This window comes from Lactobacillus sp. wkB8, assembly GCF_000761135.1.
GTDB classification, from domain to species: domain Bacteria; phylum Bacillota; class Bacilli; order Lactobacillales; family Lactobacillaceae; genus Lactobacillus; species Lactobacillus helsingborgensis.
The window spans coordinates 159,600-184,027 of record NZ_CP009531.1 but is presented as its reverse complement, the minus strand read 5'-3'; the positions used below and the strand labels follow the sequence as shown (position 1 = coordinate 184,027).

Genomic DNA, 24,428 nt, shown 5'->3' with positions numbered 1-24,428 from the left:
GGATTATTTTAAACATGAAAAATGTAATAATTGTTGGTGCAGGTCGTTTAGGTAAAGGCTTTATGGGAGAAACATTTTATAATGCCGGGTGGAAAATTACTTTCTTAGATAATGATCCCCGCGTTATTCAGGAATTGAACCGGACCCATACCTATGAAGTAAGTGTTCACACTACCAAGCGCGTCTTCACGAATACTATTAAAAATTATGACGCCTACCTGGTAGACGATTACGAGCATGTGTTAAAGGCTTTTTTAAAGGCAGATTTATTGATGCTGCCCCTCTATCCCAGTGATTTTCCAGCAGCAGCAAATGAATTAGCTGTTTACTTCAACCAACAATTTAAAGTTGATCCCTCTGCAAAAAAGACTCTAATTTGCCTGACTAATAAAAACCATTTGATTAATCAAATAACCCAAGACTTCCGCAGTCACTTGGCTGATGACGAAGTAAAAAACTGGTTTGATCAAAACGTGGTAATAAGAGACTCGATCGTTCGCCGTTCAACCGACGCTGACTCAAATTATGCAACTAAGTTAGTGACAACGGCTGTAGCTTCCCTTATTATCCAAGGTCCCGTATACTCAGATTTTAGCGATGTTAAGTGGCTTGATGTGCGGGACAATGTAGAAATGTTAAAAGATATCAAAGTTTTCACCATTAATGGTCCCCATGCTACGACTGCCTATGAAGGCTACCTGCAAGGATATGATGATATTGCAAAAGCTGAAACTGACGAGAAAGTCCACCAACTAGTTCAGGGTGTCCATGATGAAACAATAGAAGCCGTCCTGTATGAATATCCGGTAACACGTGATCAAATTCGGGAACTGGAATATTTACCGGCAGCAAAGGACGAAATGTCAGATTCAATTTATCGTGTAGGCTTTGATCCTATCCGTAAAGTTGGTAAAAATGACCGCTTAATGGGCGTAATCAATCTGTGTGAAAAATATCATCTGCCATATACCGCCCACGTAAAAGCATTAGCAGCAGCATTTGCTTATGACGAGCCTCGTGATTCTCAAGCGATGAAAATTCAAGCAGATATCAAAGAAATGGGTATCACCAAGACCATTTCCAAGTACATTGAACGACCAACCACTAATACTGTGGTTCAGCAAATTGCTGCAGAATACGACAAGATCAAGAAGCAGAGGTAAAAATATAATGTTCAAAGCTGTTATTTTTGATATGGATGGCGTGTTAATTGATAGCGAACCATTACAGTTGAAACGCCAAAAAGAATACTTGGACTATTTAGGTGTTGCCGTTCCCGATCAGGAGCTCATCAAAATGGTTGGCGGAAATAAAAAAATGTACTTTGACATTATTTCAAAATACTATTCTGGTGAACCTAATTACCGTGCATATTATCAAAAATTTCAACAATACTTTAAAGACCGCCCAATTAACTACCGGAAATTATTAAATCCTGATGCGATTCCGTTATTAAAGTGGCTGCAAAAGCAGGCGTTAAAACTTGCTTTGGCGTCTTCTGGAGCTCCAGAAAAAATCAAGACTGTACTGACGCAGTGTCAGCTAACGCAATTTTTTGATCCGGTGATCAGTGGCAACATGTTCAAGCAATCAAAACCCAACCCTGAAATTTATAATACTGTGGCAGCCAAACTAGGCTTGAAAAACAAACAATGCGTGGTCATTGAAGATTCGGATTATGGCATTGCGGCTGGTAAAAATGCCGGAATGTTCACTATTGCCCTAAAAGAGGAACGCTTTCCCTTTTCTCAAGCTGCAGCAGATTATTTAGTTGATTCGCTTTCTGACGTTAAGCACGTACTGGCAGATAAAATTTAACGAGTAGCATTTCTTCACCAAATATTCACAAAATAAATAAAATATTACTTGAATTTTTATTGAAATTATTGTTAAATTACTATTAAATTAAATGCAGTGAAAAAGACGAGTAAATAATTTATTTCTTTAAGTGAAATGGTGATAGTGCAAAACCGTTAGACCCTGAATTATTGAAAAACACTTTTAGCAGCACGCTGAAATTTACGTGAAAGTAGGTTGTGTCGTCTCCAGTACGTTACCACGCTGGTGGAGCATGTTAGTGCTTCATGAGTTGGCCCTTATTTGGGGCAATTAAGGTGGTACCGCGGAAAAAGCCTTTCGTCCTTGTTTTATTAAAAACGGGATGGAGGCTTTTTCTTTTCCTTAAATTCATAGGAGGTCAACACAATGACTTTAATTTTACCTGCAGGTTATCACCCTACTCTTACCATTCGTGACACTGAAGCTGCGATTGTTTTCATTCGCGAAGAATTTCAAAAGATCTTGGCTAAAAAATTAAACTTACAACGGATGTCTGCCCCGCTGTTCGTTGAAAAACATACGGGGTTAAACGATAACTTAAATGGCGTTGAACGTCCCGTTGCTTTTGATGCGAAGGACTTACCGGCAGATGATACAGTTGAAATCGTCCATTCCCTTGCTAAATGGAAAAGAATGGCACTGAAAAAATACGGCTTTAACATGCACGAAGGTCTTTATACCAACATGAACGCCATTCGCCGCGATGAAGACTTAGACAATTTCCACTCAATTTATGTTGATCAATGGGATTGGGAAAAAATTATTGCCAAGGAGGAAAGAACAGAAGAAACCCTTAAAAATACTGTTACTAAAATTTTTGCTGCAATTAAAGAAATTGAAGCTGGCTGTGCTTTCCGCTATCCTGCCTCTACTTATCGTTTACCGGAAAAACTTTACTTTATCACTACACAGGAATTAGAAGACCGCTGGCCAGACATCAGTCCTGAAGAAAGAGAAAACAAGATTGCCGCGGAAGAAAAGGCAGTCTTTATTATGAAAGTTGGCGACAAACTGAAGAAAAGCGGCAAACCTCATGATGGTCGTGCCCCGGATTATGATGATTGGCAACTAAACGGCGATCTGATTTTCTGGTATGAACCTTTAAAGCAAAAAATCGAGATTTCTTCAATGGGTATTCGCGTTAGTCCTGAAAGTTTGCACGCACAATTAAAAAAGGCTGATTGCCTTGAACGCGAAAAGCTGGAATTTCACCGGATGCTGCTTGACGGGGAATTGCCTTATACCATTGGTGGTGGTATTGGGCAATCACGCTTATGTATGCTTTTGCTGGGCAAAGCTCACATAGGAGAAGTTCAAGCCAGCGTTTGGCCGCATGACATGATTACCAAGTGCCAAGAACACGGTATCCAAATTCTTTAATAAATAAAAACCATGCTGTCAATAACTGATGGCATGGTTTTATTACAATAACCCTATATGTTAGACAAAATCTTGTAGTAAACTAGCAGTAGCAGAACTAGTTTTAAGAAAGGCAAAATTATGATTGATTCTAACAAGATAACTGAGTTAAAAAATGATATTGATCAGGCGCGCCACATTACTTTTTTGACTGGTGCGGGAGTATCGACCCATTCAGGTATTCCCGATTACCGCTCTAAAAACGGCATTTATGACGGCGTTTCTGAAAGTCCAGAAACAATATTGAGCGAAGAAACTCTTTATCAGCGCCCTGACTTTTTCTACAAGTTCGTAATGGATAATATGTACTTCCCTGACGCCAAGCCAAACGAAATCCACGAGAAAATTGCTGCTATCTGCAACGAAAAAGGCGATTTAATCACCCAAAATGTTGACGGCTTAGATACCAAAGCGGGCAATAAACACGTGACTGAATTTCACGGCTGTCTCTATAATATCTACTGCACTAAATGTCATAAAGCCGTTGACTACGCTGAATACGCCAAATCTTACCGTCATGAAAATTGCGGTGGTATTATCAGACCAGGAATTGTTTTATACGGTGAAGCAATTAACGGCGACAGTTTAGCCAAGTCTGTCAACGCAATGCAAAATTCTGACCTCGTAATTATTTCAGGCACCAGTTTTGTTGTGTATCCATTTGCCCAGCTTTTATCTTACAGACAGTCTGGAGCTAAAGTTTGGGCAATTAATAAAACTGCCATTCCAGCAGAAGGAATTTCTGCTATTATTGCGGACGCACTGGATGTTTTTAAACAGCTTTAACTAGTTTCTAAAAAGAAAGCACTTTAAACCATCAGAATTGCTTTTTTACCCGGATGCTATAAATTACTAGTGCTAAAATACGACTCAGTAATTAAAAATAATTCTGAACTAGAAAAGAGCTTTTAAATGGCAATTTTTAAAATGTATGCTCCCTTTTTCAGTGGAAGTAATTGGATTCACGTACTGACCAGCGGCAAAGATTGGCTCGTCATCTTAACCCTGATTCTAATGGAATGCTTGCTTTCTGTTGATAATGCAGTCGTTTTGGCAGCTCAAACCAAGGTTTTGCCTGACAAGAAACAACAGGAAAAGTCATTATTCTATGGTCTTTGGGGCGCATACATTTTTCGTTTCATTGTGATTGGCATTGGTACTTATCTAATCAATTTTTGGGAAATTAAATTAGCAGGAAGTCTCTATCTTTTCTATTTATCGTTCAAGTTTTTTTACGAGCAAAAGCATCCCCAAAAAAGAGCAGCCAACACAAAAATTACAACTGAAAAAAGCACCAGCCATGTTTCCAAAAAGGGCAAACATTTTCTGTCACTTTTCTGGCGAACCGTTATTTCAATTGAAGCAATGGATATCGTATTTTCAATTGATTCAGTTTTAGCTGCCCTAGCGGTTTCCAATAATCCGGTAGTAGTATTAATTGGTGGCATGATTGGTATCTTATGTATGCGCGGTGTTGCCGAAATCATAATCAAATTGATGGACATTATTCCTGAACTGCAACCAATGGCTTACGTTTTAATTGCTATCATTGCTCTTAAACTTTTATTGTCTTTACCACCGTTACATTACGAACTGCCTAATACAACTTTTGCCTTTATTGTGTTCGGTATTCTTCTCTTAACTATTGCTTTTCATTTTATACGAGCAAAAAAGAAAAGACGGAAACTATAATCTTTGTTCAACGTATTCTTTGAGCACAACTGCCTGGTTGTGCTCTTTATTCTTTGCACCATAAAGAAAAAGGACATCTTGTTTTGCAAGTTCGTCTTTCACTCGGGTAACAAAACTAACAGTCACAGAATTATGCTCTAATTCAGCAATGTACTTTTGCCTAAACTCAGGATATTTAGTATCATCGTGATTGAACCACTTACGCAATTCGGTGCTGGGACCAATTTCTTTGACCCACTCATCCAAATTAGCATCTTTTTTGCTTTTGCCTCGTGGCCACAGACGATCAACTAAAATGCGGTAGCCAGCAGGCTGCTCATGTTCATAAATGCGCACTACTTTTATTTTTGTCATCATAATATCTCCTTTTAGTTTAAGTTTACTACACGGAAAGAAAAATGAATTATTCAACTTATTTTACTAATAAACCAACTGCTGCTATTACTAAAGACTTAATCGGCAGACCATTAACATATAATGATGGTCAGAATATAATGGGCGGCTATATTGTGGAGGCTGAAGCGTATTTAGGGGTCAAAGACCGGGCAGCACATTCTTACGGCGGTCATCGCAGCCCAGCTAATGAAGGCCTTTATCGTAAAGGCGGAACCATTTATATTTACGCTCAAAGGCAGTACTTCTTTTTCGATATCGCAACACAGGAATATAATGAGCCGCAAGGAGTTTTAATCAGGGCTATCGAACCAGCCTGGGGTATAGAGCAGATGATTAAAAACCGTGGGGGCAAAAATGGCGTGCTTTTAACTAATGGACCAGCCAAAATGATGCAGGCATTTGGCATTCACGATAAAAAATGGAATTTACATTTCTTAACCGCTTCCCCTTTCAAAATTGACTTAGATGACAGTCACAAAAAGAAGGCTAAGGAGATTAAAACCAGCCCCAGAATTGGTGTTAGTCAATCTGAATTAGAATGGGCTAACAAAGAATTACGTTATTATGTTGCCGGTAACCCCTATGTTTCTAGAATGAAAAAGAGCGCTTATCAGGCGGGTAATGGCTGGCAATAAGAGCAGCTTGCAGAAGTCTTTTAAAATAGTAAAAGAAAATAAATGAGATAATTATAAAATATTTTTTAAATAAAATTATTGACAAGTCACTCTTAATAGCCTATTATTTTTCTAAGTTAAATAATTTCCAATGCAATAGAGGTCGCGGTTGTTACGAAACTAATCTGAGTGAGCGAACACTTTGAAGGTTAACGTAAGAATTACCGCCGAAACAAGGATGTTGTTCGTTTCAATCTTCTTGTTGGGCTGCAAGAGAATATTTTGCAGACTGTCCCGGTTAGTCCCCGGGGAGCGCTATATGATTTGTTCTAATAATAGATTATAACCTCGTTGTTTTGCGTAACAGCGAGTTTTTTATTTACGCTTTTATTGTGTTGGCTTTATTTGAAACATATTTTGTGGAGGTTTTCAAAATGAAGTCAAGATTTAAGTGGTTGGCTACCTTAGTTGCCTTATTCACTTGTTTAGGCATTGGGGCTGATTTTAGCCTGAATGAAGTTAATGCCAAAAAGGACGGCGGTACGCTCAAAGTAGCCATGGAAGCTAATTATCAACCGTACAATTGGACGCAGACTAATAATGCCAACGGTGCTGTGCCAATTGAGGGCTCAAAAGAATACGCCAATGGTTATGATGTCAAGATTGCTAAAATCATTGGGCAAAAATTACACAGAAAAGTCGAAGTTGTTAAGACTGAATGGGACGGTTTACTTCCTGCCTTGACTAGTGGCAAAGCCGATTTGATTATTGCCGGCATGAGTCCAACTGCTGAACGTGAAAAAGCCATTAATTTTTCCCAGCCTTACAGAAACAGTACTTTTGTGGTAATTACCAAGATTAACAGCAGATATGCCAATGCTAAAAAGCTGACTGACTTTAAGGGTGCTAAATTAACGGCGCAACAAGGTACTTTCCACTATGACCTGATCAAGCAGTTAAAAGGCGCTAAAAGACAACCAGCTATGCGCGATTTTGCGGCAATGCGGCAAAGTTTAATCTCCGGCACCATTGACGGCTATGTTGCCGAAGACACTGAATCAACTTCCTTTAAGATGGTTGATCCTGACATTAAGTCAATTCCTGTCAGCAAAATGGCTGGTTTCCACGCTACTAAGGAAGAATCTGTTACCTCAATCGGAATTGCCAAGCCCAACAAGGCGCTGCTCAAGAGTGTCAACCAAATTTTAGCTACTATTCCTCAAGCAAAAAGGGTTAGGTTAATGACTGAAGCTGTTAAGGAGCAGCCTAAAACTGATAATGATAAAAAAGGTAAAAAGGCTAAGTCAGAACCGTGGTTAGTATCAATGTGGCGCCAATATGGCGGCATGATTTTAAACGGTATCGGTATGACCTTACTTTTGGCTTCAGTTGGTACCATTGCAGGTTTCTTTATCGGTTTAGCCGTTGGTATTGTGAGAACTATTCCTACACCAACTACCAGTGGTAAAAGATGGCTGCTCAAGTTTGTCAACTGGCTGCTTTCGGTTTATATTGAAATTTTCCGGGGTACGCCAATGATGGTGCAAGCAGCTGTGATTTACTATGGTATTGCCCAATTCTGGCACCTGAATATTGATAGAACGGTCGCGGCACTAATCATTGTTTCGATCAACACTGGAGCGTATTTAGCAGAAATCATCCGCGGCGGAATTATTTCTACACCCGAAGGTCAGTTTGAAGCAGCCAGTGCGTTAGGAATGACCCACAACCAGAGAATGTGGCATATTATTCTGCCACAAGCAATCAAGAATTGTCTTCCTTCAATTACTAATGAATTTATCGTTAATATCAAGGATACCTCAGTTTTGAGTATCATCTCCGTATCAGAGTTGTTCTTCGTTGGTTCGACGATTGCGAGTCAGACATTTAAGTTCTTCCCAACTTACCTGACAATTTCTGCTATCTACCTCATCTTGACCTTTACCATTACCAGAATATTCAACTTAATTGAAAAACACCTCCAAGGAAGTAAGAATTACAACTTAATGGCAAACCAAGTTCAAGTGGGCACACCAAAAGACATGGAGGCTAAGAACTAATGACTGAAACAAACGAAACTATTTTAAGTTTAAAGCACATCAAGAAAACATTTGGTGAACACCAAGTTTTAAAAGATATCTCTTTTGACATTAATAAAGGTGAAATTGCCACCATTATCGGTCCTTCAGGTGGCGGTAAATCAACTACTTTGCGCTGTATTAACCTGCTTGAAGAACCTACTGCCGGTGAAGTTGATTTTCATGGTGAAAATGTTTTGGCACCAAACTACAACCGCAATATTTATCGTGCTAAAGTCGGCATGGTTTTCCAACAATTTGACTTGTTTGAAAATAAGAACGTTTTAGCTAATTGTATGGTAGGTCAAGAATTAGTATTGAAACGGTCAAAAGACGAGGCACGTAAAATTGCGCTTGCTAATCTGAAAAAAGTAGGTATGGAGCAATACGTTAATGCTCGTCCCAGCCAACTTTCAGGTGGACAACAACAACGGGTTGCGATTGCCCGGGCAATCTGCATGGATCCTGAAATTTTGTTATTTGATGAGCCTACTAGTGCTTTGGATCCAGAAATGGTCGGCGAAGTTTTAAGCGTCATGAAGAATCTGGCTACTACTGGTTTAACGATGATTATCGTAACCCACGAAATGGCGTTTGCGAAGGAGATTTCCGACCAAATGTTTTTCATTAGCGATGGCGTAATTACTGAACAAGGCACGCCAGATCAATTATTCAATCACCCGCAAAATGAAAAAACCGTCAAGTTTTTGAGTAATTTTCAGAATAATTAATAAGGTCTAATTGAATATAAAAAACTGGTAAATCTACGTGATGAATAACGTGATTTATCAGTTTTTTAGTTTGCTTGTGGCTCTAAAAGTCCAATAATTTCCTGATTAAATTTAGTTGGTTCCTCCCACTGCGGGAAATGTCCGGAATGGTCAAACCAAATTATATTGCACGGACTAGTAATTTTAGCAGCATATTCTGCAGTCAATTGCGAGGACACATGGTGGTCATGCCTGCCCTCACAGAAAGCGATGGGAACGGCAAAATGCAGGATATTTTCAAAATTAACGTTCATCAGTTCTTCCCAAAAATATTGAATTGATTGCTTCGAGCCTTGCAAACGATGAATTAAGTCTTTAAAAGAATAATCTTTAGCCGATATAAAAGGACCAATTAATTTGCGGTAGTTTTTAGCGCCGTAGATTGAGCCGCCATAAGCCACAATCATTTTAGTTAATTTGAGGCTGGCTTTAGTTGGTTCATGGACAAAATCAAGTTGGTCAAGTTTGGCAGTATTTTTCATTTTTGTTCGTAAAAAAGCTTTTTGTAAAGCAATATTCTTTTTCATATTAACGACTTGACCAATTCCGATATATTGCGTAACTAGGTCTGGATACTTTTGAATAAAATTGAGCCCTAAAACCGTGCCCCAAGAATGACCCATGATAATCAATTTATCTTGTTTTAACCGTTTTAATAAATAAAGCACAAACTGATGAATATCTGCCAAGATGGTATTAATGGACAAGTTTTCTTCAGGTGAAAATTTGTAATACGATAGTCCGCTGCCTCTTTGTTCCAGATTGACAAAGATAAAATGATCTTCTAGTTCGCTATTAAATTTTTTGGTCAAGGGGATGCAGGCATCACCCGGTCCACCATGCAAATATAAAATGATTGGTTTCCGGCCTTGCTTTGAACTAATTGAAAAATAAAGTTTAGTGCCGTTAATTATGACGTTTTCTATTACTGATGTGCTACTCATTTTTTGCCTATATTCATATAATCGCTTGTTATTATGCATACACTGCTACTTTATTTAAGTATATTATTAATGTCTCTGCTTTGTAAATTGCAAATTATATTTACAAGGCTGACGCAATTTTTATCAAATAAAAGTTCGTAACTTTTACTACTCTAAACTAAAAAACCGATATATATCAAATAATCTGACGAACTTTACGCTAGAAAAAAGTACCAAGCATTTTTATATGCCTGGTACTCAAATCCTGTTAAATTTTACTCATTTTTACCTTCAGCCTTGTAAAATTTAACTCGATTAAGTAAATAGTCAAATAAGAACACACAGATTAAATTTAAGACAATAATCAAGAGTATCAATAACGGGTGGTCTTCTTGCTCATCTGTCATATTCAATAAATATAAAGTTTCAAAACTAATGGGTACGCCTTGTAATGCCAAACAGTAAATTAAATCATTTTCGACTTGGTCAATAAATGTATCTTCTTTTACTTCAAACCAAGCTGTAGCAATTATTGTCATGATGAACGCACTAATTGACCATATTAAGTTATAGTTCGGCTTATTGGAGAAAAAAAGCGCCATTCCAAATGGACACAACAATAGTAAAGCAGCTCTTGCTAATTTCATTTTCATCTTATTTCCCACAGCCTTTCTTTTTCGAATTATTTTAATTATTTTATTATTTATAATTATAAATGAAATGTGGTATTAATCAAAGGTTCTATTAGTCACTGCAGTTGTTCCGTTAGAAATATCAGCTATTGTATCTGTTTCAGATTGGTCAAAAATCAGCTTAATTTATCTCTAATTAAAAATTTTACAATTTAATATTTATGTACTAACCTATAAGTAATTATTATCACTGATATAACTAAAAGCTTAAATTAAATTATAACTGTTTCTTGTATCTGTGAAAAACTTAATATTGCTTTGTGCATAATAAATTTTGACAACATCATGATTAGAGGAACTATCGATAATGACCAGAAACCAGACTACGATAAAAGAACAACTGTTACAAGATCATGGCTATAAATATTTATGGTTTATTGTATTAGGCGCATTCTTATTGGTTTTAATCTTACCGTTTTTCAAATCTGTTGATTTAAGCGTTTGCGCCTTAGGTCTTCTACTATCAGCTTTGGCGGAAGTATTGACAACATTTTTTCAACACAAACATATTACCTTTATTATAAGTTTGGTTTTAGGTTGGCTATTAGCTCTAATAATTGGCGTTATTCTGTTTTTTTACATTATGTGGGCTTCAGGCAATATGCTTTTCGTTAAATAATAAATTTAAATAAATATCGCCACAAAAAAGAAAGAGCACGAAAACAGGCAAACCACTTAAATTGTGATTTGCCCGCTTTTTAGTTGATGCTCAAATAGCAGTGTCCCGGTAATTAAAACTAATGAGGCTAGACTTTAAAAGCTGCGCCTTAATCATCGTGTTCTTTGTGCCATTCTTTAATTTGTTCCAGCCTCTTTTTAAAACGGTCTTCATGACCCTGCGAGGTTGGCAAATAATATTCGTGTCCCTCTAAACTTGGTGGCATAGTTTTCATTGTCGTTAACTTGTCTTTAGCATAATGCGCCAGCTGGTAACCTTTACCATAGCCTAAATCTTTCATTAACTTAGTTGGGGCGTTGCGAATCTGCAAAGGTACTGGTTCATCAATAGTCTTCTTAACATCTTCTTCAGCAGCTAGTCTAGCCTTATAAACTGCGTTTGATTTCGGAGCAAGTGACAGATAAATCACAGCTTCTGTCAAATGCACATCACATTCCGGCATCCCTATAAATTGGCAAGCCTGAAAGACGTTGACCGCCACATTCAGCGCATTAGTATCTGCCAAGCCAATATCTTCGCTGGCAAAGCGCACTAGTCTACGTGCAATATAAAGCGGATCTTCTCCACCTTCAAGCATGCGCGACAGCCAATAAATTGCCGCGTCTACATCGCTGTTACGCATTGATTTATGCAAAGCGGAGATAATATTGTAGTGTTCTTCCCCGTCTTTATCATACAAGACTGACTTTTGTGTGATTAATTGCCCCAGACTGTCCATAGTCACAGCGATCGTATTACCACTTTTGTTGCCATTTAAAACCGCCATCTCTAACGTATTTAAAGCAGTTCTGGCATCACCGTTGGCAAATTTGGCAATGGCTTCAATCTCCTGCTCACTGATTTTAACGGTTAATTTGCCAAAACCGTTAGGGTTGCGCAAAGCATTTTGCAATAACTTGATAATATCTTTGACTTCAAGCGGTTTTAAGACAAAAACCTTGCAGCGTGAAAGCAGTGCCGAATTAACTTCAAAGGAAGGATTTTCGGTCGTGGCGCCAATTAACGTGATACTGCCACGTTCAACATAGGGTAAAAAAGCATCTTGTTGTGCTTTATTAAAGCGATGGATTTCATCTACAAATACCAGCGTTTTTTGCCCCACTTCGTGTTCTGCTTCAGCCTGCCTCATAATTTTGCGGATTTTAGTAATGCTGCTGTCAACCGCACTAAAATTAAAAAAGCTCGCTTGACTCTGCCGGGCAATTATTTCAGCCAAAGTCGTTTTGCCGACTCCCGGTGGTCCCCAAAAAATCATTGAGGAAACCTGGTCATTATCAATGATTTCTCGCAAAATTTTTCCCGGTCCCAGCAGCTGTTCTTGTCCTACAAACTGATCTAGATTTTGGGGACGTACGCGGTTAGCCAATGGTTCATTTTGCCCACTGTTTGCAAATAATGATTCTTGCTTCATCATTACATCTTCTTTATTTACTTCTAGATACTTACTAACCTAATTATACAAGTATTTGTTCGCTAGCAAAAATAAATGAACGTCTGTTTGCTCTGATTTTAATAACTAGTTTGCGTTATAATTATATTGGTTATAAAGTCACATATAATGAGGTGAAGATATGAAATTTTTCAAGAAAATTGGTCTTGGCTTAGCCGCAACAGTGTTGACAATTAGTCCGCTGCTGCCAAGTCTAAATCATATTCAAACAGTGCAAGCTGCGCCAAAAACACAAAAACTAGCTAAAAACAGAATTACTTTAGTCAATGACGCACCCGTATATAATCAATATGGTCAAAGACTTAAAGCAAGAAAAAACGGGAATTATTCTGTAATCGAAGCAGATGTTAATGGATTCTGCTATGTTTCTTCTTTTGATGTCGACTCCTTAGATTATTACGGCACAATAATGATTAATGGGCAAAAATACTATAAAATTGGTCAAGGAGAATATATTAATGACGGTGATGTCAATAACGTTAACGGCAAAAGCTTTAAGACCGGTAAGCTGGTTTTGAATCACAGATCTGCAATCTATACTAAAACCGGTAAACTAAAAGGCAAGACTCTACCAGTTAAATCAGTCGTTAACTATCAGGGTCAGGTTAAGCAAACTCAATCCAAGCAAAAATATTACTTTGCAAAATTTAACGTTTCTGAGCAAAAGACAACCTTTTATTACTTGCCGACAGAAACAGTTAATGGTAAAGACTGTTATGCAATAGGGAAGAATCGTTATATTAGAGCAAATAACGTTGATAGTATAGATGGATATCCTCTTATGTATAATGGCGTTAGCTATGCCACTGTTCTCAAAAAGACGACAACTCAAACATTAACCAATGATTCTACTAAGCACGTTCTAAAAAAGGGGCAAAAAATTAAAGTTGATTTAGCGGTTGAGCCTTGGGCAGAAGACTTTGAAGGCTATATCTATCGCCTGCACGATTATCCTAACGAATATGTTGCTCAAAGTTACATTAAATTGAGAAACTATTTGCCAACATCAAGTTACGATGAACTGACATTCACCTATGTAAGGCCTAATACTACGACAAATACTAAATTCTATAATTTTGACGGTACTCCAACAGGTATCAGTTACAGGAACCGTAAGCAAAACCCCTTGACCGTTGATGGTCTTTATTACTTATGGGTACCTAGCGAAAACAAAGCAGAACTGTTTTATCACTTTTTAACCTACAGAATAGACAGAAACTATTTTGTTAATAACGACGGCACTGACCTTAAAAAACCAGAGTTTGATAAAAACAATAAACTAATTGAATCGACAGAAGATAAGATGCGTTATACTAACAGCTTTGTCAAAGCTAGTGATGTTACTTTTGCCAGTGGAATTAAACTTACCCCTCTCAATACTGCTAAAGATGCTGAGAACGATCAGAAAGTAGCAACAGATAAGAATAAGCAAGAATTACAAAGAAAATTTGAGGAAAATAAGAATAACAAGAATGTTAAGTGTGAGCAACAAAGTGCAGTAAGTAATTATAATAATGCTTTGATGATTGCTTCTTCTGTTTTACAATCTCCAAAAGCAACGATTGCTCAAGTAAAGCAGGCAATTTGGCTACTTGACACAACCAAAATTCAATTAAGTACTTTAAACTTCGCTGAATGGAGTTAAATTAAAAAAATGGAGTTAGTCCACCAAATAAGAGTGGTTTAACTCTATTTTTATTGCTTAATTTGAAAACTAACTAAATCACGCGAAAATATTGAAAGCCACGCAAAAGTTTAGGTAATTTATATAATAAAACAATTTTAAATATCAGTTTAGGGTACAATGATATTAACCTAAGCGTTTTTTGTGAGGTCATAAAATGAAATTTTTCAAGAAAGTTGGCATTGGCTTAACAGCCCTGGCCCTATCCACCACTCTATTTTTGCCATATACCGCTAACCCCCAAACAGTAGAAGCTGCTCAGAAAGCCAAAGGAAAAGTCACGCTGCTTGAGAGCGATTATGTTTACAACCCGTCAGGCCATAAAATAAAATTGAAGCAAAATCGGGGTACACATAGCTATAACATTCCTAACGGCTTTAGCGCTGATCCCAAGGGCTATTTGACTACAGAAATGATAGTTTATGATGATGACAGTAGAACCAATTATCCCTACTACGGCACTAAAAAAATTAACGGGCAAAAGTTTTACCACTTGGGGCATAACTATTATATTAATAGTGCTAATGTTTTAAAAGTCAATGGGCGCAATATCACACAAGGTAAATTGACTATCAAACACGATGCACTGATTTACACCAAGACTGGCAAAACAACGGGAAAGAAACTTAGAACTAATACAGTTGTTAAGTACCAGGGAAAAGCTAAGACTGCTACCAAAACACCCAAATATTTTTACTACCTTAATGATGTCGCAAGGTACTTCCAGCCCAAATACGTACCTGCCCACAAAATAAAAGGAAAATATTTTTACTCTTTAGGACATAACAGTTACATTAAAGCAGCCAACGTCGGCTATATTAACGGTCACATTGCTCGCTACAACGGTGTTTCGTCAGCGACTGTTCTTAAGAACACCGCCAGCATAACGGTAAATTATTCTGCCGTTAAACGTAAACTGAAAAAAGGACAGAAGATTAAACTTGATTTAACTGTTATTCCTTACCAAAATGATGGCTTTGAGGGTTATCTTTACAGACTGCACGACTATCCGGATGAATATGTTGATGAAGATGATGTTAAATTGAAAAAGAATTTGCCTATCATTGACTATCGCGACTTAGTTTATACTTACGTTACGCCAGTGACAGACAACAGCGTTGAACTTTATGACACATCTGGCAAGACAATTGGTAAACGTATTATAAAGCCGCAATACAGTAATCTAACAGTTGATGGCATAATGTATCTCTGGGTACCTGAGGAAAATAAGGCGGAACTGTTTTATCATTGTTTAAATTACAGTGACGCTAGTGTGATTGATGCCAACCAACCAAACCCGGTGCCAAATTCAGAACCAACTTACCCTGCAAAAAAGCAAGCATTAATCTATGGCAATAACTTTATTAAGGTGAATGATGTGAAATACGTCAGCGGGTTAAAGCTAAAAGCACTGAATACGATTGAGCAGGCTGAAAATGGGCAAAAGATTGCGACAGGAGCTGATAAGCAGGAACTGCTCACACTTTTTAACGAAGGAAAAGATCTAGCACAAAATAGCGCCTATGATAATCTCATGTCTAATTATGATTGTGCCTTAAGAAACGCTTCTGCTACGTTAAGGTCTGATAAGGCAACTGTTACGCAGGTAGATGAAGCTGTCTGGTACGTTAAAACCGCTAAAAAACAGCTGACAACTATGTCTACTCCGCCGGGTGATTAAATGTCTACTGGCTTGAGCAATATTAGTTTTACAAAAATAGTCCAAGCAAATATAATAGACAATATGTAGAGCCTGGCAAAAACGAGACTATCAGTTTAATGCTAATTTATCAGTTACTAATTATTAAAAAGTAGCTATAAACTGATAAAAAGTTGTGATAGGCTTAGTGATAAAGGTTATTAAAATCAAATTTAAAGGAGTAAATCAAAGTGAAATTACATAAAAATATTATTGTTGCAGCTGTCGCGGGTATTACCGTTTTAGCGCCAATTATTAGTCAAACTTCAGCTGTTTTAGCAGATGTCGCTGCAACTAATCAAACAAATACTAATACAAATAATCCAGACACAAGTGCAACAGATAAAACTGAAACTCCTGTAGCTGAACCAATTTCGCAACCTATCCAAGATACCCACGTATTAACATCAGAAATATCTTGCCCTGTAGCTGAACCAAAGACCAATATCCACAAAACTAAGAAAACTTGGTCAAAACGCCACCAAAAAGCAAATAATTATTTCAATAAGAACGTCAAGAAGGGGCAAAAGTTAACGAATAAGGCTAAAAAATTAGCCCTTTACAAGAAGACCTTGAAGCATTTTAAAAATTATAAGACTAAGTATGCCAAGACTTTCAAGAACTGTCTTAACGCTGAAATTAAGTGGTTAAAGAGACAAATTAAGAAAGATGTTCCTACTACTAAACCATCAGGCGATTTAAAGCCACAACCTGTACAAAAGCCAAAGAAAGCAAAAGCACCTAAACAGCATGTTGGATGGAGTGATGTTGTAGAATATGGTGATTATTTATACGATTATAACTATTACAAGAAACACCCACAGGTTGATACATCATTAATTAAAAGCGATATTAAAGCTTTGAAGAAACGTGGGTACAAGTTTAATTCTAATCTATCTGATAAAGGTCATGAAGCACATAACAAGAAACTTGCAATTCGTGACGCTGAGCTTATTAATGAAGGCAAATTAAAATAATCTTCAGTGCTCTCACTAATAAAACAAAAGGCTAATTCGTAGTTAAAACGAACTAGCCTTTTTTGTATTATTTAAGTTTGAACCCTTTAGGCAGCTGCGGCTTTTTGCCATTATACATAACATAAGTTTCTTTAGGACTCTTTTTAGCCGAATGGTTATACAGTTTTAGCAATTGTTTTGCAGTATATTTCTTGCCTTTCGGCTTTCTAATTGTGCCTTTGCCTACTGCTTGGATATGCTTAAATCCTTGACCTACTCCTGAACTCTTACGTAAGCGGTAATGACCGAGCTTGACAACAAATCCTTTAGGATTACCAGCATTTTTCAAAATCTGACTATTATGAATATTAAAATGGCTTAAATCAACTCCAGCGAGTTTCTGATCATTAGTAAACATTTCCGTTGAATCATACACTTTTGGTAACTGCCAGCCACGCAAATCAACAAAAACAAGATTATCACAGTCCATAAACATTTGGCTGACCCTGGTAACCTGACGTGTATCCCAAGTATGCAGGTCAAGCTGCTCCAGACTTTTTGCACCCTTAAACATCCTAAGCATATCAGTAACTTTGGCAGTATTAAAGTGCCTCAAGTCAATGTCTTTTAGACTGCTGTCGCCACTGAACATTGAATTCATCCAGCGTACGTTCTTGGTATTCCAGCCCGTTAAATTGAGTTTAGCCAAAGAGCTGTCTCCAGAAAACAGCGAGATCATATTAGTAACGTTGCTGGTATCAAAACTACTTAAATCCAAACTAGTAACAGCTGGATTGTATGCGAACATTTCTTTCATATCTTTAACTTTACTCGTATCAAAGTGACCGAAATTTAGCTGATCCAAATGGGCGAATTTTGCAAACATACCAGACATATCTGTAACATTACTGGTATTAAAGCCACTTAAGTCAAGTTTAGTTAAATTAGAACACCCTTGGAACATATTTTTCATACTGGTGACATTTTTGGTGTCCCAATTAACCAAATTTAAGTGAGTAACAGTGCTACCCCTAAACATTTCCGCCATATCAGTCACTTGACTGGTATCAAAATTACTCAAATCAAGACTTGACAGATTTTGGGTACTGGAAAACATACCAGACATATTATTAACTTTACTAGTGTTAAAGTGCTTAAGATTTAGTTCAGGAACCTTTACTCCAGCAAACATACCAGCCATGTTAGTGACATTACCGGTATTAAAATTAGCAAGATTAAGTTCTGCCACATCGCTATCCGCAAACATATCTGCCATATTGGTCACTTGGCTGGTAGCAAAATTATTCAGATTAAGATGTTTCATCGAGCTGTTTCTAAACATACCACTCATATTAGTGACTTTGCTGGTATTAAAACCGCTCAAATCTACTTCTGTTAGTGCTGTGCTGTCAAACATTCGTTCCATACTAGTCACTTGGCTGGTATCAAAGTGACTCACATCAGCTTTAGTTAGGGCTTGGTCATTGGCAAAAAGAAAAGCCATATTTGTCACTTGACTAGTATCAACTTTGTCGAGGCCCGTAATATCCTTCAAATGCTCAAGATCGGAAAACTTTTCTGCCGAGTTCGGAGCCATTTGAACCGGTGTTTCAAACACAATATGCTCAATATTACCAGACCATTTAAACTGCTTTAAAAACGGTGTACTTGATAATTGACTATCCTTTTGCGCGCCACTAATCCGCAGGGTTCTGGTAATAATGTCATATTTCCATGTGCAGCTGCCATCAGTGCCAGTCCACAGACCAGCATCAGCTGGCAAACCTGTCGCACTAACTGGGACAGCAGTAGGAGGTTCTGTTGCGGCAGCCACATTTAAATTGGTGTGCAACGTTACGACTAAACCTAATGCCATTGCTGCCAAGCCTGCACCTGTCTTTTTTAACTTGATTAAAATGGGTAATTTCATCTTGACACCTCTTTTCTCTTACCCTAATTATACGGGTATTTTACTTAAAACTAATTAATAATTTAAAACTTAAGTTAAACTTTGCCAGACTATTATTCTTTTACTGTAAGACATGTATTGCTGCACCTATATTAGGTTATAATAAATTTAGTAGAAAGGATTAGTAAGGAGGTAAATCATGAAACTTACCAAAAAAATCTGTTTGGCGATTACGGCTTTGGCATTGGTCGTCACACCTTTTTTAGCAAATTGCAATCAAATACATACAGTTGCAGCTGCCAAAAGCAGTAAAAAGACCGCAAAGGGTAAAATCACGTTAATCTATGATGCCCATCTTTATAATAAATATGGTCATAAAATTAAAAACAAGAACAAATATCTGCCTTATGCTGAAGATGATGCCAATGGCTATAAGTACATTCCAGGATTTAATGCAGATGTTATGCAATATTACGGCACCAAAATAATTAATGGACAAAAATTCTATAATATTGGTGATGGTTGCTACATTAGTATGGCGGATATTAAAGAAGTCAATGGTAAGAACAGCAAAAAGGGCAAATTGGTTTTATTACAGAAATCAGCTGTATATACTAAAGCCGGTAACAAGAGTGGCTATACTTTACCTAAGCGCGCTATTGTTAAGTATCAGGGCAAAGTTAAACAAGTTAAGTCAAAGCCGAAATACTATTATAGTAAATACTTTAAATCAGATAACGATGAGCACTTTTTCTACCTTCCTCTTACAAAAATTAAAGGGAAAAATTATTATGCCATTGGTAAAAATCGCTATGTCAAAGCCTATAACGTGGCAAGCTTAGATGGTTATCCTCTAACTTACAATGGGGTTACAACTGCCACGGTCTTAAAAAAGACAGCAACTCAAACTATCAAAAATAAGACAACAAAACATGTTTTAAAAAAGGGGCAGAAAATAAAAGTTGATTTGGCTGTTGAACCTTGGGCAGAAGACTTTGAAGGCTATATTTTCCGTCTGCATGATCATCCTGACGAGTACATAGATGAAAGCTACATCAATTTAAGAAACTACTTGCCAACTTCTGATTATCTTGCTCAAGTCTGCAGTTATGTGAAATCAAAGAAGACTGCAAACATTAAGTTGTATGATGTCACAGGCAACCCTGTTGGAGTTAGCTTTAATGCTGCGGAGCTGTCCATCTTCAATGTTGACGGCTTGTTCTATATTTGGAATGCAGCAACAAATAAGGCTGAATTGTATTACCATCTTTTAAGCAGCAGCTTTAACAAAAAAGACCTTCTCAATAATGACGGTACTCAGTTAAGCAGTCCTAAGTCAGACTCTCAGAATGCTGGGAGCACTTTAACTACCGCTGAAAAAATAATTTCCGTTAACAGTTTCGTCAAAGCCAGCGACGTAAAATTTTATGACGGTATTAAGCTTTCACCTTTAAATAAACCTGCAGAAGCTGAGCAAAGACAAAAAATAGCCACTGACAGCGATAAAGCACAGCTACAGAAAGCCTTTGATTCTGGGCAGCAAATTGGTAACGGCAGTGGCCGCCATGTTGGACTTTTGCTTAGTTACGACTATGCTTTAGTTAACGCAGCTGTTGTTTTAAGATCAGCAAAAGCAACTTTGGCACAAGTAGATGAAGCAAACTGGTTATTAGAAACCACTAAAACCCAGATAGACACTTTGTACTTCGAAGATTTTAGTTAAAGTTTGCTGGAAAGCCAAAATAAAAAGGACTAGTTCTGAAATGAACTAATCCTTTTATTTTGCTAAAGATTAAAAATGAAATGATTTTGGCAGCTGTGGTTTTTTACCATTATACATGACATAAGTTTTTTTAGGGCTCTTTTTGGCAGAATGATTATACAGCTTGAATAATTGCTTTGCAGTATATTTTTTGCCTTTCGGCTTTCTAATTGTTCCTTTGCCTACAGCCTGAATGTGCTTAAATCCTTGACCTACACCTGAACTCTTACGCAAACGGTAATGGCCCAGCTTCACAGCAAATCCTTTAGGATTACCAGCCTCCAGTAATATTTGACTATTATGAATATTAAAATGACTAAGATCCACACCGATCAGGCTTTTATCGTGATAAAACATTTGCGTTGAATCTTCTAACTTGGGCATTTTCCACCCGTGTAAGTTGACATAAGTTAGATTAGGACAATCCATGAACATTCTAGCCGTCGCATATACTTTACTCGTGTTCCAGTCATGCAAGTCCACAGTTTCCAACTTGGTATCATTTCTGAATAAATCAATCATACTGGAAACATTTTTGGTGTTCAGCTTGCCTAAATCGACATTAACTAAATTTTTATCATTCCTAAACATGTTGCCCATATCCGTTAAACTCTTTGGGTTCCAACCCTTCAAATTTACTTCAGATAAAGCCGTACATTTTCTAAACATATTGAAAGTGCGCGTAACTTTGCGAACATCAAAATGACTGACATCAATTTTCTTAACATTGGAGACATTTTCAAACATGCCAACCATATAAATAACACTGCGTGTGTCTAATTTATTTAAGTCCAGTTGATCAAGATGGTTAAAACCGGTAAACATCCCAGTCATATCTTTGACTTTACTGGTGTTCAAATTACCCAAATCGAAATCAGTTAGGCTATTCATTTCACTAAACATATACTGAGTATCTGTTAAGTTGCGAGTATCCCAGCCAGTGGTATTTACCTTTACTAAATCAGGCGCGTCAGCAAACATATAGGCCATTGTGGTCACATTTTGGGTATTAAAATTGCTTAAATCAAGACTGGTTACTTTTTTAAGCTTTTCAAACATACCATTCATTTTAGTAACATTGTGGGTGTCAAAATTACTTAGGTCTAAGTTAGTTAGGCTGTCATTTGCGAACATCCCACTCATATCTGTTACATTCTGCGTGTTAAAGTTTTTAAGATTAAGTTGTGTGACCTTAGCTTCCCCAAACATGTTGGCCATATTAGTTACATTACTGGTATCAAAGTGGTCTAGGTCCAATTTTGTAACAACTGTATAGGTAAACATATTTCCCATATCGGTTACGTTGGATGTATTAAAATTCTTAATATCTAACTGCTTGGCTTTTGTGGATTCAAACATGCCGTTCATGTTCACTACATTTTTGGTATCAAAGTGACTGACATCTAGTTCGGTCGTTCTTAGACCCAAAAACATTTGACTCATATCGGTTACCCGGCTAGTATCAAAATGGCTGACATCAAGACTGGTTAAGTTCGAATCGTCAGAAAACAACTTCGACATATTAGTTACGTTGCTGGTATCAACTTTGTCTATGCCTTTGATATCTTGCAGTGAACTTAATTGAGCAAATTTTTCTTTTGAGTCCGGTGCCATTTGAATCGGATCTTCAAAAACAATATGTTCGATATTCCCAGCCCATTTGAATTCTTTAGTAAAAGGCGTACTTGACAGTTGTGCTCCCTTAGTACCGCTAATAGTCAGAGTATCGGTAAGAACATCATATTTCCAAGTGCAACTGCCATCTGTGCCAGTCCAAAAGCCTAGCTGATTATTGACAGTGCTGGTTGCAGTTGGTGTTGTTTTTGCAGTTTGATCGTTAGCAGCAGGTGTAGCAGAAGCTGCCAAAACATTCTGGACCAGATTAGCGCCACTCATCATGCCCAAGACTGCGGCAGCCATACTGATCCCCAATTTTGCTAAAATATTTTGCTTGAATTTAGTTGACTTCATTTTTTAACCTCCCTTTTTCCTTAACTTCATTGTAAGCCTTTTAAAAGTTAAATAATATCTTCTTTTGTGTTTACTTGCGCTAGTTTCCAACCAGTCATAAAATGCTGCTCGCGTAAAGAACGCAAGTCAGTATAATCGCTTTCCAAGCTATCAATTGCATCCTGCAGTTTTTTGTTTTGCTTACGCATCTGGTCAAGTTCGGGATCATTAACAACGCCTTTTAGATGCATTTTAGCAGCTAATTCGCGCCGTCTTTCCTCAAATTCACCCTTCAAAGTAGCAAGAGCGTCTTCATATTTGACGAGTTTGTGGTTAACTTCAGGGATTTCATTATTTAAACTGACAAACAATTTATACGGCATGTTGGACTTGATGCGATTGCATTCCGTGCAGGATAAAATCAGGTTGTCAAAATCATTATTATGTGACAGCGAAACCGGATCTTTGTGATCGACGCTACGACCGCGCCTACCGCAATATTGGCAGCGATAATGGTATTTAGCACGAATACGCTCACGGTCAATGTAATCCACTTCATTTAGTTTAAAGTCGACTGTTAATCCTAATTTACTTAGATTTTCGGCAAAAGTAAATTCGCTGCTGGGCACAAAATCAATTTGACCCGTCTCGCTGTCAATAACTGCCTGGTTAAAATCATGTGCTGATAGTTGCTGCTGGGCTAATTCATTGCCATCATAATCCTGAATAAAAGCCTCATAACGCTTACGCAGGTCATTTTTGGCAATTAAAAGCGCGGGGCTTTCTGAGTCATCATCTTTTCCTACAAAAGTAAACAGTAGGCATTGTGCAAAGACTTTTACCGCAATATTGGCAAAATTCTCCGGCGTTTCCCCTCTCTGGATACACAGATCGCAAATACTGGTTAATTTAGGGTTAAGCAAGCCTGTTTGTTTAAAATGTTTGGCATTTATGCGCAAACCGCACGCACTGCATTGAAACTTCACTTTTAAGTATTCTCCTTAAAGCAAAAAGTAATTACTTCAATTTAATTTTACTCAATTTAGAGTAATAAAAAAAGGTGGACGAAAGCTTCATCCACCCTTTAGTCTTAATTAAAAACAGACTATTTATTTTCGTCTGCTTTGGCCTTGTTCAAGAAAGCAACAACTGCTGCTACGTGCGCAACACGCTTTTTGCCGTTTCTCTTGTTCTTAGGTCTTTGGTTTGGCTCACAACCAGTGTTGTAATTCTCACCTTTACGCATAGTACTATACTTCCTTTCAAGATTTTCGAAAATCTTATATAGTTTACCACTTAAGCTAGAATGAAGCAAGATGCGCTTTTTTGAGCGTGACTTTTTGGTTTGAGCAAAAAAGCGACCTCAATGAGACCGCTAAAAAATTAGGTGATTTTTAATTAGATATTATTAGTTTATTACACTAATTATTTGCACTGACAGTCATAGCTGCATCAATTACACCACTGTCATCAGCTAAACTAATAGCTGCATTTTTTTCATCAACAACCAAGTTGTTGCCTAAATATTGCATTTCTGCAGGACTGGTGTATAAATCCAAGCCGGCATTATTTTCAACTTTAATTGAAAATTCCGGATCTTGCTTATCCAAAACTACAAATTGAAAACGAGTACCGGCAGCACAGCTGCCAGCAATGTTAGAATATTTGTTAGAACCGTCATTTAATGAAAGTAAAACAACTTGTCCATCTTTCACACTTTTTCTAATCTTATCAGCAGCACTTGATTTAACATTCATTTTTACTGATTCGGAATCACTCATTTTAATATTTCCTCCTAAACCTTAGCAATTTTCTCAAGTATAGGATATATTAAGTTATAGTGTCAAAAAATATGTTTATAGTAAAAGAGCATTTTCAATATGAAAATTTATTATTGCGAATACGAGGAAAAAAGG

22 protein-coding genes, 1 riboswitch and 1 other annotated feature are annotated in these 24,428 nt (G+C 37.3%); of the genes, 13 read left to right on the top strand and 9 right to left on the bottom strand.

Annotation, left to right across the window (positions count from 1 at the left end):
• Positions 1–14 precede the first annotated feature (14 nt).
• From LACWKB8_RS00845 to LACWKB8_RS00825, 5 genes are all read left to right on the top strand, one after another.
• Positions 15–1,163 (top strand): mannitol dehydrogenase, encoded by a 1,149-nt coding sequence (locus LACWKB8_RS00845; protein ID WP_038520834.1) that lies wholly within the window; start codon positions 15–17, stop codon positions 1,161–1,163.
• Between the two features lie 7 nt (positions 1,164–1,170).
• Positions 1,171–1,818, top strand: coding sequence for an HAD family phosphatase (locus LACWKB8_RS00840; RefSeq protein ID WP_242491931.1), 648 nt, complete (start codon positions 1,171–1,173; stop codon positions 1,816–1,818).
• Positions 1,819–1,905: 87 nt separating this feature from the next.
• Positions 1,906–2,147 (top strand) — a binding site (T-box leader).
• 58 nt (positions 2,148–2,205) lie between these two features.
• Positions 2,206–3,219: an aspartate--ammonia ligase gene (gene asnA, locus LACWKB8_RS00835; RefSeq protein WP_038520831.1), complete on the top strand. Its 1,014-nt coding sequence runs from the start codon at positions 2,206–2,208 to the stop codon at positions 3,217–3,219.
• Positions 3,220–3,339: 120 nt separating this feature from the next.
• Entirely contained in the window at positions 3,340–4,044 is a 705-nt protein-coding gene (locus tag LACWKB8_RS00830) for an NAD-dependent protein deacylase (RefSeq protein ID WP_207204685.1), read from the top strand.
• 126 nt (positions 4,045–4,170) lie between these two features.
• Positions 4,171–4,950, top strand: coding sequence for a TerC family protein (locus LACWKB8_RS00825; protein WP_038520828.1), 780 nt, complete (start codon positions 4,171–4,173; stop codon positions 4,948–4,950).
• Here the strand turns inward: LACWKB8_RS00825 and LACWKB8_RS00820 are convergent.
• The gene (locus tag LACWKB8_RS00820) at positions 4,945–5,304 is read right to left on the bottom strand and encodes a DUF488 domain-containing protein (RefSeq protein ID WP_038520825.1); all 360 of its coding nucleotides are present in this window, start codon (positions 5,302–5,304) and stop codon (positions 4,945–4,947) included. The genes LACWKB8_RS00825 and LACWKB8_RS00820 overlap by 6 nt on opposite strands.
• A 44-nt stretch (positions 5,305–5,348) precedes the next feature.
• Between LACWKB8_RS00820 and LACWKB8_RS00815 the strand changes: the two genes are divergently transcribed.
• From LACWKB8_RS00815 to LACWKB8_RS00805, 3 genes are all read left to right on the top strand, one after another.
• The gene (locus LACWKB8_RS00815) at positions 5,349–5,981 is read left to right on the top strand and encodes a DNA-3-methyladenine glycosylase (protein WP_038520822.1); all 633 of its coding nucleotides are present in this window, start codon (positions 5,349–5,351) and stop codon (positions 5,979–5,981) included.
• Between the two features lie 128 nt (positions 5,982–6,109).
• Positions 6,110–6,286: riboswitch (Lysine riboswitch) on the top strand.
• A gap of 108 nt (positions 6,287–6,394) precedes the next feature.
• Positions 6,395–8,020 (top strand): ABC transporter substrate-binding protein/permease, encoded by a 1,626-nt coding sequence (locus tag LACWKB8_RS00810; RefSeq protein ID WP_038520819.1) that lies wholly within the window; start codon positions 6,395–6,397, stop codon positions 8,018–8,020.
• Positions 8,020–8,769: an amino acid ABC transporter ATP-binding protein gene (locus LACWKB8_RS00805; protein WP_038520816.1), complete on the top strand. Its 750-nt coding sequence runs from the start codon at positions 8,020–8,022 to the stop codon at positions 8,767–8,769. Before LACWKB8_RS00810 ends, LACWKB8_RS00805 begins: the two co-directional genes overlap by 1 nt.
• Positions 8,770–8,834: 65 nt before the next feature.
• On the opposite strand, the gene LACWKB8_RS00800 is transcribed toward LACWKB8_RS00805, so the two are convergent.
• Positions 8,835–9,752: an alpha/beta fold hydrolase gene (locus LACWKB8_RS00800; RefSeq protein WP_038524868.1), complete on the bottom strand. Its 918-nt coding sequence runs from the start codon at positions 9,750–9,752 to the stop codon at positions 8,835–8,837.
• A gap of 254 nt (positions 9,753–10,006) precedes the next feature.
• On the bottom strand, positions 10,007–10,378 hold the full coding sequence (locus tag LACWKB8_RS00795; RefSeq protein WP_166484934.1) for a hypothetical protein: 372 nt from the start codon (positions 10,376–10,378) through the stop codon (positions 10,007–10,009).
• Positions 10,379–10,730: 352 nt separating this feature from the next.
• Between LACWKB8_RS00795 and LACWKB8_RS00790 the strand changes: the two genes are divergently transcribed.
• Positions 10,731–11,042 (top strand): hypothetical protein, encoded by a 312-nt coding sequence (locus LACWKB8_RS00790; RefSeq protein WP_038520810.1) that lies wholly within the window; start codon positions 10,731–10,733, stop codon positions 11,040–11,042.
• A 148-nt stretch (positions 11,043–11,190) separates the two neighbouring features.
• Here LACWKB8_RS00790 and LACWKB8_RS00785 read toward each other — a convergent pair whose 3' ends face one another.
• Complete coding sequence (locus tag LACWKB8_RS00785) at positions 11,191–12,513, bottom strand: replication-associated recombination protein A (protein ID WP_038520807.1); 1,323 nt, start codon at positions 12,511–12,513, stop codon at positions 11,191–11,193.
• A gap of 160 nt (positions 12,514–12,673) precedes the next feature.
• Between LACWKB8_RS00785 and LACWKB8_RS00780 the strand changes: the two genes are divergently transcribed.
• From LACWKB8_RS00780 to LACWKB8_RS00770, 3 genes are all read left to right on the top strand, one after another.
• On the top strand, positions 12,674–14,197 hold the full coding sequence (locus LACWKB8_RS00780; protein WP_038520804.1) for an SLAP domain-containing protein: 1,524 nt from the start codon (positions 12,674–12,676) through the stop codon (positions 14,195–14,197).
• A gap of 196 nt (positions 14,198–14,393) precedes the next feature.
• Positions 14,394–15,917, top strand: a complete 1,524-nt coding sequence (locus LACWKB8_RS00775) for an SLAP domain-containing protein (RefSeq protein ID WP_038520802.1) — start codon at positions 14,394–14,396, stop codon at positions 15,915–15,917.
• A 209-nt stretch (positions 15,918–16,126) separates the two neighbouring features.
• Positions 16,127–16,912, top strand: a complete 786-nt coding sequence (locus tag LACWKB8_RS00770) for a hypothetical protein (protein ID WP_038520800.1) — start codon at positions 16,127–16,129, stop codon at positions 16,910–16,912.
• A 67-nt stretch (positions 16,913–16,979) separates the two neighbouring features.
• Here the strand turns inward: LACWKB8_RS00770 and LACWKB8_RS00765 are convergent, their stop codons facing one another.
• Positions 16,980–18,821, bottom strand: a complete 1,842-nt coding sequence (locus LACWKB8_RS00765) for a BspA family leucine-rich repeat surface protein (RefSeq protein ID WP_052059614.1) — start codon at positions 18,819–18,821, stop codon at positions 16,980–16,982.
• Positions 18,822–18,999: 178 nt separating this feature from the next.
• On the opposite strand from LACWKB8_RS00765, the gene LACWKB8_RS00760 reads away from it, so the two are divergent.
• Positions 19,000–20,523, top strand: coding sequence for an SLAP domain-containing protein (locus tag LACWKB8_RS00760; protein WP_038520797.1), 1,524 nt, complete (start codon positions 19,000–19,002; stop codon positions 20,521–20,523).
• A gap of 69 nt (positions 20,524–20,592) precedes the next feature.
• Here LACWKB8_RS00760 and LACWKB8_RS00755 read toward each other — a convergent pair whose 3' ends face one another.
• The 4 genes from LACWKB8_RS00755 to LACWKB8_RS00745 all read right to left on the bottom strand — a co-directional run bounded on the left by LACWKB8_RS00755 (position 20,593) and on the right by LACWKB8_RS00745 (position 24,293).
• Positions 20,593–22,533, bottom strand: coding sequence for a BspA family leucine-rich repeat surface protein (locus LACWKB8_RS00755; RefSeq protein ID WP_052059613.1), 1,941 nt, complete (start codon positions 22,531–22,533; stop codon positions 20,593–20,595).
• 47 nt (positions 22,534–22,580) lie between these two features.
• A complete protein-coding gene (locus LACWKB8_RS00750) occupies positions 22,581–23,498 on the bottom strand; it encodes an HNH endonuclease (protein WP_038520794.1) in 918 nt (305 codons plus the stop codon).
• A gap of 119 nt (positions 23,499–23,617) precedes the next feature.
• On the bottom strand, positions 23,618–23,758 hold the full coding sequence (locus LACWKB8_RS09215; protein ID WP_109917899.1) for a hypothetical protein: 141 nt from the start codon (positions 23,756–23,758) through the stop codon (positions 23,618–23,620).
• Positions 23,759–23,933: 175 nt separating this feature from the next.
• The gene (locus LACWKB8_RS00745; RefSeq protein WP_046326584.1) at positions 23,934–24,293 is read right to left on the bottom strand and encodes an iron-sulfur cluster biosynthesis family protein; all 360 of its coding nucleotides are present in this window, start codon (positions 24,291–24,293) and stop codon (positions 23,934–23,936) included.
• Between the last annotated feature and the right edge of the window lie 135 nt (positions 24,294–24,428).

Coding starts and splice junctions, on each gene's coding strand:
- LACWKB8_RS00845 (WP_038520834.1), top strand. CDS start 15: ATGAAAAATGTAATAATTGTTGGTGCAGGTCGTTTAGGTAAAGGCTTT.
- LACWKB8_RS00840 (WP_242491931.1), top strand. CDS start 1,171: ATGTTCAAAGCTGTTATTTTTGATATGGATGGCGTGTTAATTGATAGC.
- asnA (WP_038520831.1), top strand. CDS start 2,206: ATGACTTTAATTTTACCTGCAGGTTATCACCCTACTCTTACCATTCGT.
- LACWKB8_RS00830 (WP_207204685.1), top strand. CDS start 3,340: ATGATTGATTCTAACAAGATAACTGAGTTAAAAAATGATATTGATCAG.
- LACWKB8_RS00825 (WP_038520828.1), top strand. CDS start 4,171: ATGGCAATTTTTAAAATGTATGCTCCCTTTTTCAGTGGAAGTAATTGG.
- LACWKB8_RS00820 (WP_038520825.1), bottom strand. CDS start 5,304: ATGACAAAAATAAAAGTAGTGCGCATTTATGAACATGAGCAGCCTGCT.
- LACWKB8_RS00815 (WP_038520822.1), top strand. CDS start 5,349: ATGAATTATTCAACTTATTTTACTAATAAACCAACTGCTGCTATTACT.
- LACWKB8_RS00810 (WP_038520819.1), top strand. CDS start 6,395: ATGAAGTCAAGATTTAAGTGGTTGGCTACCTTAGTTGCCTTATTCACT.
- LACWKB8_RS00805 (WP_038520816.1), top strand. CDS start 8,020: ATGACTGAAACAAACGAAACTATTTTAAGTTTAAAGCACATCAAGAAA.
- LACWKB8_RS00800 (WP_038524868.1), bottom strand. CDS start 9,752: ATGAGTAGCACATCAGTAATAGAAAACGTCATAATTAACGGCACTAAA.
- LACWKB8_RS00795 (WP_166484934.1), bottom strand. CDS start 10,378: ATGAAATTAGCAAGAGCTGCTTTACTATTGTTGTGTCCATTTGGAATG.
- LACWKB8_RS00790 (WP_038520810.1), top strand. CDS start 10,731: ATGACCAGAAACCAGACTACGATAAAAGAACAACTGTTACAAGATCAT.
- LACWKB8_RS00785 (WP_038520807.1), bottom strand. CDS start 12,513: ATGAAGCAAGAATCATTATTTGCAAACAGTGGGCAAAATGAACCATTG.
- LACWKB8_RS00780 (WP_038520804.1), top strand. CDS start 12,674: ATGAAATTTTTCAAGAAAATTGGTCTTGGCTTAGCCGCAACAGTGTTG.
- LACWKB8_RS00775 (WP_038520802.1), top strand. CDS start 14,394: ATGAAATTTTTCAAGAAAGTTGGCATTGGCTTAACAGCCCTGGCCCTA.
- LACWKB8_RS00765 (WP_052059614.1), bottom strand. CDS start 18,821: ATGAAATTACCCATTTTAATCAAGTTAAAAAAGACAGGTGCAGGCTTG.
- LACWKB8_RS00760 (WP_038520797.1), top strand. CDS start 19,000: ATGAAACTTACCAAAAAAATCTGTTTGGCGATTACGGCTTTGGCATTG.
- LACWKB8_RS00755 (WP_052059613.1), bottom strand. CDS start 22,533: ATGAAGTCAACTAAATTCAAGCAAAATATTTTAGCAAAATTGGGGATC.
- LACWKB8_RS09215 (WP_109917899.1), bottom strand. CDS start 23,758: ATGCGTAAAGGTGAGAATTACAACACTGGTTGTGAGCCAAACCAAAGA.
- LACWKB8_RS00745 (WP_046326584.1), bottom strand. CDS start 24,293: ATGAGTGATTCCGAATCAGTAAAAATGAATGTTAAATCAAGTGCTGCT.